At 69.8% G+C, this 9,348-nt stretch carries 10 protein-coding genes; 4 read left to right on the top strand and 6 right to left on the bottom strand.

The window, feature by feature from the left end; all coding sequences use genetic code 11:
• Positions 1-135: 135 nt before the first annotated feature.
• Positions 136-1,932, bottom strand: a complete 1,797-nt coding sequence (locus ACK41U_RS14230) for an ABC transporter transmembrane domain-containing protein (protein WP_409681407.1) — start codon at positions 1,930-1,932, stop codon at positions 136-138.
• An 87-nt stretch (positions 1,933-2,019) separates the two neighbouring features.
• Positions 2,020-2,643 carry a 5'-methylthioadenosine/S-adenosylhomocysteine nucleosidase gene (locus ACK41U_RS14235; RefSeq protein ID WP_409681409.1) on the bottom strand — a complete coding sequence of 208 codons (624 nt, stop codon included), beginning with the start codon at positions 2,641-2,643 and terminating at the stop codon, positions 2,020-2,022.
• A gap of 120 nt (positions 2,644-2,763) precedes the next feature.
• On the opposite strand from ACK41U_RS14235, the gene zapE reads away from it, so the two are divergent.
• Positions 2,764-3,891, top strand: coding sequence for a cell division protein ZapE (gene zapE, locus ACK41U_RS14240; RefSeq protein WP_409681411.1), 1,128 nt, complete (start codon positions 2,764-2,766; stop codon positions 3,889-3,891).
• Here the strand turns inward: zapE and ACK41U_RS14245 are convergent.
• Both ACK41U_RS14245 and kynU read right to left on the bottom strand, forming a co-directional pair.
• Complete coding sequence (locus ACK41U_RS14245; RefSeq protein WP_409681413.1) at positions 3,888-4,523, bottom strand: DsbA family protein; 636 nt, start codon at positions 4,521-4,523, stop codon at positions 3,888-3,890. The genes zapE and ACK41U_RS14245 overlap by 4 nt on opposite strands.
• Positions 4,524-4,644: 121 nt before the next feature.
• Complete coding sequence (gene kynU, locus ACK41U_RS14250) at positions 4,645-5,832, bottom strand: kynureninase (RefSeq protein ID WP_409681415.1); 1,188 nt, start codon at positions 5,830-5,832, stop codon at positions 4,645-4,647.
• A 63-nt stretch (positions 5,833-5,895) separates the two neighbouring features.
• Between kynU and ACK41U_RS14255 the strand changes: the two genes are divergently transcribed.
• Complete coding sequence (locus ACK41U_RS14255; protein ID WP_409681417.1) at positions 5,896-6,696, top strand: alpha/beta hydrolase; 801 nt, start codon at positions 5,896-5,898, stop codon at positions 6,694-6,696.
• Here the strand turns inward: ACK41U_RS14255 and ACK41U_RS14260 are convergent.
• Together ACK41U_RS14260 and ACK41U_RS14265 are read right to left on the bottom strand one after the other, a co-directional pair.
• A complete protein-coding gene (locus ACK41U_RS14260) occupies positions 6,678-7,514 on the bottom strand; it encodes an aldo/keto reductase (RefSeq protein ID WP_409681419.1) in 837 nt (278 codons plus the stop codon). The genes ACK41U_RS14255 and ACK41U_RS14260 overlap by 19 nt on opposite strands.
• Before the next feature lie 52 nt (positions 7,515-7,566).
• Positions 7,567-8,037: a YbaK/EbsC family protein gene (locus tag ACK41U_RS14265; protein WP_409681421.1), complete on the bottom strand. Its 471-nt coding sequence runs from the start codon at positions 8,035-8,037 to the stop codon at positions 7,567-7,569.
• Positions 8,038-8,163: 126 nt separating this feature from the next.
• On the opposite strand from ACK41U_RS14265, the gene ACK41U_RS14270 reads away from it, so the two are divergent.
• A complete protein-coding gene (locus ACK41U_RS14270; RefSeq protein WP_409681423.1) occupies positions 8,164-8,502 on the top strand; it encodes a hypothetical protein in 339 nt (112 codons plus the stop codon).
• A 136-nt stretch (positions 8,503-8,638) separates the two neighbouring features.
• On the top strand, positions 8,639-9,348 hold a 710-nt coding region (locus tag ACK41U_RS14275), incomplete at its 3' end, for a lytic transglycosylase domain-containing protein (protein WP_409681424.1).

Consider the following 9,348-nt stretch of genomic DNA (forward strand, 5'->3'; position numbering starts at 1 on the left):
ACCCCGAAAGGGGCCGCGCCCGCGTGTGACACGGCCCCTAGGCCGGGGCGCGCGCCGCCGTGGCACCGGCCTCGATGGCCGGTGACACGGCGGGACCTCACGGCGGGACCTCGCAGAACGCGCAACCGTCGCGGCTCAGGCCGCCGCCACCCCGTTGCCGCCATCGGTGAACTGCATCCGCGCCAGCCGCGCATACAGCCCCCCCTCGGCCACCAGCGCCTCATGCGTGCCCTCGGCCACGATCCGGCCCTGATCCAGCACCACGATCCGGTCGGCCTTCTTCACCGTCGCCAGCCGGTGCGCGACCACGACCGTCGTGCGCCCCTCGGCCAGCCGCGCCACAGCCGCCTGCACCAGCGCCTCGGATTCCGCGTCCAGCGCGCTGGTCGCCTCGTCCAGCAGCAGGATCGGCGCGTCGCGCAGGATCGCCCGCGCGATCGCCACACGCTGCCGCTGCCCGCCCGAGAGCATCACGCCACGCTCCCCCAGCGCGGTGTCATAGCCCGCAGGCAGGGCCGCGATAAAGTCATGCGCATGGGCGGCGCGGGCGGCGGCCTCGACCTCGGCATCGCCGGCCTCGGGGCGGCCCAGCCGGATATTGTCGCGGGCCGAGGCCGCAAAGATCACCGGATCCTGCGGCACCAGCGCCATCTCGCGCCGGAAATCGCCCCGCGCCATGTCGCGCAGATCGGTCCCGTCCAGCAGCACCCGCCCCTGCACCGGGTCCCAGAACCGCTGGATCAGCTGGATCACCGTCGTCTTGCCCGCCCCCGAGGGGCCGACCAGCGCCACCGTCTCACCGGGCCGGATCCGCAGATCGACGCCCGCCAGCGCAGGCGCATCGGGGCGGGTCGGAAAGCGGAAGCTGACCCCCTCCAGCACCAGCTCGCCCCGCACCGGGCGCGTCAGCGCCACCGGCTGCACCGGATCGCGCACCCCGTCCTCGGCCGACAGCAGGTCCGCCAGCCGCTCGGTCGCGCCCGCCGCGCGCTGCAATTCGCCCCAGATCTCGGACAATGCCCCCGCGCCGCCCGCCACGAGGATCGCATAGATCACGAACTGCACCAGCTCGCCCGCCGTCATCGCGCCCGCCGCCACATCGCGCGCGCCGACCCACAGCACCCCGATCACCCCCGCAAAGATCAGGAAAATCACGATGGCCGTCATCACCGCCCGCGTCTTGATGCGGGTCAGCGCCACGTCGAACGACCGCTCGGTCACGCCGTCAAAGCCTGCGATGCTGCGCCCCTCATGGGTATAGGCCTGCACCGTCTGCGCCGACAAAAGCGCCTCGGAGGCCGTGCCCGACGAGGCCGCGATCCAGTCCTGATTTTCGCGCGACAGCTTGCGCAGCCGCCGCCCCAGCACGATGATCGGGATCAGGATCGCCGGCACGATCAGCAGCACCAGCCCCATCAGCTTGACCGAGGTAAAGGCCAGCATCGCCATCCCCCCCGCCAGGATCAGGATATTGCGCAGCGCGATCGACAGCGACGAGCCGACGACCGACTGGATCAGCGTCGTGTCGGTGGTGATCCGCGACAGGATCTCGCCGGTCATCACGCGTTCGAAAAAGCCGGGCGACAGGGTGATGACGCGGGCAAACACCGCCTTGCGGATGTCGGCCACGACCCGCTCACCCAGCCGCGTCACAAAGAAATACCGCGCCGCCGTGCCCAGGGCCAGACCGGCCACGACCAGCAGGGCGGCGCCGAAATACTGGTCCAGCAGCCCCGCGCCATCGTCGAAATTGTCCACCACCCGCCGCGCGGCCAGAGGCAGGATCAGGCTGATCGCCGAGGTGACGATCAGCGCCGCCACCGCCAGCGCGACCTGACCCCGATAGGGCCGCACAAAGGGCCACAGCGCCGCCAGCGCCCCCACCCGTTTGCTGACCGGGCGATCTTCCAGATTGCTTGTCCCGCGTGCCATGACTGCCTTTCCGTGATGCAGCCAAGGTTTAGGCCGCAGGGGGGCCGGAAACAAGCGCGGCAACCCGACGCGGGGGCAACGTGCGGCTCAGACCCTGATCGCCCCCGTGCGCAGCGCCCGGGCCAGCGCATCGACGGCCTGCGCCAGCCGCCCGTCGATCACGTCCAGATATTGGGTCCAGTCACCCAGCCCCCGCAGCTCTTCGGCCCCGTCCGAGATGCCGCGCAGCCCGATCAGCGGCACGCCCGCCCATTGGGCCGCGCGCAGATGGGCAAAGGTCTCCATATCCACCATGTCCTGCGCGATGCCGGTGTAAGCCGCGCCGCTGACAATATTGCCGCCGGTGGACAGGCTGGCCTCGGGCAGGCCGGGAATGCGATGGGGCAGCGCGATCTGCGCGGGCAGGTCCAGAAACGGCACCGTACCGCGCGCAAACCCCAGCGCCGAGGCGTCGATGTCGCGCCACGCGACGGCGCTGACCTGATAGACCTGCGCCTGCGCCAGCCGCGCCGATCCGGCCGACCCAAGCGAAACGACCAGCCGTGGCGGCACAGCCATCCGCGCCAGCGCGGCGGTCAGCTGCACCGCCGCCTCGATCGGCCCGACGCCGGTGATCAGCGGCGTGATCCGCGCCGCCAGTTCGGGCCCGTATTCTGCGCGCGCCGCCATCACGAACAGCACCGGCACGCCAGCAATCAGATCGGGGGTCATCCGGGCTTCCCTTCCGCAGTGTTTCCTTCGCGTCGCACGGGCCTGACGCTGCGGTCAATGCCTCTTGCGGCGCGGCGGGGGGCTGTGGCAGGGGTGCGGACGCAACAGGCAGGGGGCACCATGGGCAGGATCAGCGCACGTTACCGGACCCTAGTGGCCCAGGGCAGCCTGCGCGCCGATCCCGCGCAACAGGCCGTGCTGCCCCATATGGACCGGGTGCTGGACGAGATGCTGGCCAACCCCGCCCCCGCGCCACGCCCCCGTTCCGCCTGGCGGGCGTTTCTGGGCGTGGGCAATCCCGATCCGCTGCCCGGCGCGCAGGGCCTGTACCTGTGGGGCGGCGTCGGGCGCGGCAAGTCGATGCTGATGGACCTGATGGCCGAGACGGCGCAGGCTGCGGGCATCCACTGCCGCCGCGTGCATTTCCATGAATTCATGCAGGAAATCCAGTCGGGGCTGGAGGCCGCGCGCAAGCGCAATGAACAGGACACCGTCCGCCCCGTCGCCATGGCCGTCGCGCGCGAGGTGCGCCTGCTGTGCTTTGACGAGATGCAGATCACCGATATTGCCGATGCGATGATCGTGGGGCGGCTGTTTCAGGTGCTGGTCGATCAGGGCGTGGTGATTGTCACCACCTCGAACCGCATGCCCGAGGATCTGTACAAGCACGGGCTGAACCGCCAGCTTTTCCTGCCCTTCATCGCGCTGCTGCGGGCGCGGATGGGGGTCATCTGCCTCGACAGCCAGACCGATTACCGCCAGAACCGCACCACCGGCGGGCAGGTCTGGTTCGCCCCCGCCAATGCCGAGGCCCGCGCGGCCATGGATGCGATCTGGGACGATCTGACCGAAGGCGCAGCCCCCGTGCCGGTCCATATCGAGGTCAAGACCCGTCAGGTCGAGCTGCCCGCCTGCGCCGGTCGGGTGGCGCGTGCCGGGTTCTGGGATCTCTGCGGTCGCCCGCTGGGGCCTGCCGATTATCTGGCCGTGGCCCGCGCGGTGGATGTGCTGCTGATCGACGGCGTGCCGCGCCTGTCGGCCTCGAACTACAACGAGGCCAAGCGCTTCGTCACCCTGATCGACGCGCTCTATGAGGCGCGCGTGCGCCTGATCGCCAGCGCCGCCGACCTGCCCGAACAGCTGTATAACGAGGGCGAGGGCAGTTTCGAATTCGAACGCACCGCCAGCCGCCTGCGCGAGATGCAGGACGCCGGCTGGGGCCGCGAGGCGCCGCCGGACGCCCCCTAAACGCCCATCTCCTGACGGCCCCGCGCGACCAGTGCGCGCAGTTCCTCCATGCTCAGCGCGCCGAATGCCGCCTCATCGCCGCAGACAAAGGTCGGCGTGCCCGCCAGCCCCATATGCTCGGCCAGCAGATGCGTCATCGAGATGTGCCGCTCGACCCGGTCGCTGTCCATCTCCTCGCGCAGTGCCGCCTCGTCCAGCCCGATCTCGCGGGCCACCCGCATCACCACCGGCAGTTCGACCCGCTGGCGCTGACCCAGCAGCCCCGCATGCATCTGCCAGTAACGCCCCGTCGTCAGCGACGCCAGCGAGGCCCGCGCCGCGAAATCCGACCCCGCGCCAAAGATCGGCCATTCGCGGAAGACCACCCGCAATTCGGGGTCCTCGCCGATCAGCCGCTGGATGCGCGGCATCATCGTGCGGCAATGCGGACAATTGTAATCAAAGAACTCGCTCAGCGTGATATTGCCGTCCGGGTTGCCCAGCACCGGCGAGGTATCGTCGCGCTCCAGCGCGCGGCGGATCTCATCGGGCATCGGGTTGGCGCGCTGTGCAAGGGCGGGCAGCGCGCTCAGCGCCAGCCCGGCGGTGGCACTGGTCAAAAGGCTGCCCAGAAGGCTGCGGCGGGTCGGCATGGCGTGTCCTCTCGCGGTCGGGGTCCCCTTGGGGGTAGCCCGCCGCGACATATGCGTAAACGCCGATACGTCCCGCGCAGGGTCACGATGCCGTCAGGTTGCCGCCGTCAGGTTGCCGCTGTCAGGTCACATCCGATCTGCGGTGAAATTCCGGCCGGTCCCAGCTGCCCTCGCGCAGGATGCGGGCCAGCACGGCCACCGCCCGGTCCACGTCATCGGCATTGTTATACAGCGGCGCAAAGCCAAAGCGCAGCACATCGGGCGCACGGAAATCCCCGATCACCCCTGCCGCAATCAGCGCCTGCATCACCGCATAGCCCTGCGGATGGCGAAACCCGACCTGCGATCCCCGCCGCGCCGGATCGCGCGGGCTGTTCAGCACCAGACCGGGGCATTGGGCCTCGACGCCCGCGATGAACCGCTCGGACAGCGCGATGGAGGCGGCGCGCAGATCGGCCATATCGACGCTGTCCCAGATGTCCATCGCCGCCTCCAGCGCGGCCAGCGCGATCACCGGCGGCGTGCCCACGCGCATCCGCTCGATCCCCGGCGCGGGGCGATAGTCCAGATCAAAGGCAAAGGGCGCCGCATGGCCCATCCAGCCCTGCAGGATCGGCTGCGCGGCTTCTTCATGGCGCGGATGGGTCCAGATAAAGGCAGGCGCGCCCGGCCCGCCATTGAGGTATTTATAGGTGCAGCCCACCGCGAAATCGGCATCCGCGCCCAGCAGATCGACATCGACCGCCCCCGCCGAATGCGCCAGATCCCAGACCGCCAGCGCCCCCGCCGCATGGGCTTTGGCGGTCAGGGCCTTCATGTCATGGCGCCGGCCCGTGCGGTAATCCACCTCGGTCAGCATCAGAACGGCCAGCTCGGGGGTGATCGCCGCCTCGACCGCGTCGGGGGCCACCACCCGCAGCTCGGCGCCCACCGCGCGGGCCAGCCCCTCGGCCACGTAAAGATCCGAGGGGAAATTGCCGCTGTCCGACAGGATCACGGCCCGGTCGGGGCGAAGGGCGCGGGCGGCGCTGACGGCCTGAAACACCTTGATCGACAGCGTGTCGCCCATGACCACCTGCCCCGGCCCGGCGCCGATCAGCCGCGCGATCCGGTCGCCCACCCGGCGCGGCTGGGTATACCAGCCCGCCTTGTTCCAGCCGGTGATCAGCATCTGCGCCCATTCATCGGCCATCATCCGCGCGACCCGCCCGGTCGCCGCGACAGGCATCGGCCCCAGCGAATTTCCGTCCAGATAGGTCACGCCCTCGGGCAGGCTAAACGCTTCGCGGGTCTTGGAAAAATCTGGCATTTTAGGCTCCCTCTTGACGCAAGGCTAGCATCGCGCATGCTTGGCGGAAAGAGTGAGGCGTTGATGCAGTACAAGATTACCGATTGGGACGACGCCTATGCCAATGGCGCCTATATTCCGGGGTCCAAGGATTTTCTGCCCCGCTGGACCGAGGCTGCCGCGACCTTTCGCGCCGGTCACCGGCCCCTGCCGCTGGGGCGCGGGCATCTGTTCGTGCCGCCGGGCAAGCCGCGCGGGCTGATGGTGTTCATCCATGGCGGCTACTGGATGCGGTTCGAGCCGTCGGTCTGGTCGCATCTGGCGGCGGGCGCGCTGGCCTCGGGCTGGGCCTGCGCCATGCCCGCCTACCGGCTGGCGCCGCGCGCCCGCATCACCCAGATGACGGCCGAGGTGGCGCGCGCGGTGTCAAAGGCCGCGTTCAACGTGGCCGGTCCCATCGTGCTGACCGGCCATTCCGCCGGCGGCCATCTGGCGGCGCGCATGGTCTGTCAGGGCGTGCTGCCCGACAAGCTGGCCGCCCGGATCGTCGGCTGCGTCCCCATTTCGCCGATCACCGACCTGCGCCCGCTGCTGCGCACCGAGATGAACCAGACCCTGCGTCTGGACGAGGCCGAGGCGCTGGCCGAAAGCCCGGCTTTGCTGACCCCGCGCGAGAACATCCCCGTCACCACCTGGGTCGGCGCGACCGAGCGGCCCGAGTTTCTGCGACAGGCCCGGCTGCTGGCCAATATCTGGGCGGGACTGGGCGTCTCCACAGATTGCGTCATCGACCCCGGCCGCCACCATTTCGACGTGATCGACGGGCTGTCAGATCCCGACAGCCCGCTGATGCACCGGCTGCTGGATCACAGCGGATCGCGGTAATCGAAACTTTCAGGGTCCGGCCCGGTCCGGTGGCCGCGATCCAGCCCGTCCAGCGCGGCCATATCCGCCCCGGACAGCGCGAAATCCAGCACCGCGAAATTCTCGGCCAGCCGGGCGGGGCTGGCGGATTTCGGGATCACCGACAGCCCGTGCTGGATATGCCAGCGCAAAATCACCTGCGCCGGGCTGCGCCCCAGCCGTTCCGCGATCCGCACCAGCTCCGGCGCCCCGAACGCATCGCCGCGGCCAAGCGGCGTCCAGCTTTGCGTCACGATGCCCAGCCGCCGGTTCACCTCGCGCAGATCGCGCTGCACCAGCGAGGGGTGCAGCTCGATCTGGTTGACCGCAGGCGCCACGCCGGTCTCGTCGATCAGCCGACGCAGATGCGCCTCGTGGAAATTCGCCACCCCGATGGACCGGATGCGCCCCTCATCGCGCAGCCGGATCAGCGCCTTCCAGCTGTCGACATAGGTGTCGAACATCGGCAGCGGCCAGTGGATCAGATACAGGTCCAGATACGCCAGCCCGGTCCGCGCCATCGTCGCATCAAAGGCCCGCAGCGCGGCGTCAAACCCCTGCGCGTCGTTCCACAGCTTCGAGGTCACGAACACCTCGCCCCGCGGCAGGCCCGATCCCCGCACCCCCTCGCCCAGCCCGCGTTCGTTGCCATAGGCGGCAGCGCCGTCGATCAGGCGATAGCCGATGCGCAGCGCCTGCGCGACGGCCTCGGGCGTGGCGGCATCATTGATCTGCCAGATCCCCGCGCCCAGCTGCGGCATCCGGTTGCCGTCATTCAGCGCCATCATCGGTTGGGTCATCCCCTCACTCCTCTCGCATGTCACGGGCCAACGCCGCCCGCCCGCACCGGGTTCAGCCCGCGAAATCCCCCGGCTCCGCCCCGGTCAGCGCCAGCAGCCGGTCGGGGGCAATCGCAAAGATATGGCGCGGCGTCCCGGCGGCGGCCCAGACCTGCGCGAACTCCGCCAGCCTCGGGTCAAAGAAGGCGCGCAGCGGGCGCAGATGGCCCACCGGCGCCACGCCGCCGATCGCAAAACCCGTCTCGGCCCGGATCAGCGCCGCATCCGCGCGCCCCAGCGCCTCGCCCGCCAGGGCCGAGGCCCGCGCGCCGTCCACCTGCCGCCCCCCGGCGGTCAGAAACAGCATCACATGGCCGCTGTCCTCGCCGCGGAAGATGATCGACTTGGCGATCTGATCGACATGGCAGCCCGCCGCCGCAGCCGCCTCGGCCGCCGTGCGCGTGCTACCCGGCATCTCGACGATCTGCACCGCCTCGCCCGCCGCCTCCAATGCCGCGCGCACCCGCGCCAGGCTCTTGCTCATCGCATCCTCATCCGCTGTCCGCGCCATCCTTGGCCGCCCCGCGCGCCGCGTGCAAGCCCGCCGCCTCTTGCGATGTGGCGCCGGACGTGATGTGCCAAGGCAAACGCAATCCGGGAGAGGCACGCGATGCAGGTCTATACGCTGGTGGTGGAACTGGGGCGCAGGTCGGGCGACGGCCTGCCCAAGGGCGCGACGGGCGCGGGGCTGGTCTGCTACGCCCCCGGACAGGACGAGGCCGAGGCGGTGCGCGAGACCGTGGCGATCCTGAAACAGGCCGAGATGGCGCCGCTGGACGTGACCGGCTATGGCACGCTGGCCGAGCGTCTGGCCGAGGGCCACGAGATCGACGATGACGAACGCGCCCTGATGCAGCGCGCACTGGACGAGAATTCCGTCATTATCGCCCAGATGACGCCATGGTTCGGGGACCGCCCCGCCGATGGCGCCGACGGCCTGCTGAACTGATCCGCCCTCACGGCTTCGTGAGTCGATGAGAGGCTCGGGGCCGCCACCAGTCCCGTGCCTTGCCTATGCAAGCCGCGCATGTTGGGCTAGGCTATCGTTAAGCACAAAAAACAGCAGTCACGAACAGGCGATCCCGATGAGCATTCCCCGCATTCTTCTGTCCACCGCGCTGATCGGCGCCCTTGCCTCCTGCGCGGCGCCGGTCTCGCGCATGCCGGGGGCCTCGGCCTCGCCCGCATCGGCGGTGACCCCCTCGGCGATTCCGCCCGCAGCACCCGGCGATCAGGCCGGGCTGCAGCGTTTCGTGCAGAATTTCCGGTCGCGCGCCCTGTCCTCGGGCGTCTCGGCCGGGACCTATGACCGCGCCATGTCACTGGCCCGCTACAACCCCGAGGTGATCCGTCTGGATCGCCGTCAGGCCGAATTCTCGCGCCCCGTCTGGCTCTATCTGGACAGCGCCGTGTCCGACAACCGCATCACCACCGGGCGCCAGAAGAACGCCGAACTGGCGCGCACCCTGGCCGCGGTCGAGGCCCGCTATGGCGTCCCGCGCGAGATCGTGCTGTCGGTCTGGGGCATGGAATCCAACTTCGGCGCCAACCGGGGCCGGATGCAGATCATCCCCTCGCTGGCGACGCTGGCCTATGATGGCCGCCGCGGCGAGATGTTTCAGAACCAGCTGATCGCCGCGCTGCGCATCATTCAGGCGGGCGACACCGCGCCCGAGGCGATGCTGGGCAGCTGGGCGGGCGCGATGGGCCACACCCAGTTCATGCCGACCTCGTATCTGGAATATGCCGTCGATTTCAACGGCGACGGCCGCCGCGACATCTGGTCCGAGGATCC

The sequence above is a fragment of the Paracoccus sp. (in: a-proteobacteria) genome (genome assembly GCF_046289755.1).
GTDB lineage: Bacteria > Pseudomonadota > Alphaproteobacteria > Rhodobacterales > Rhodobacteraceae > Paracoccus.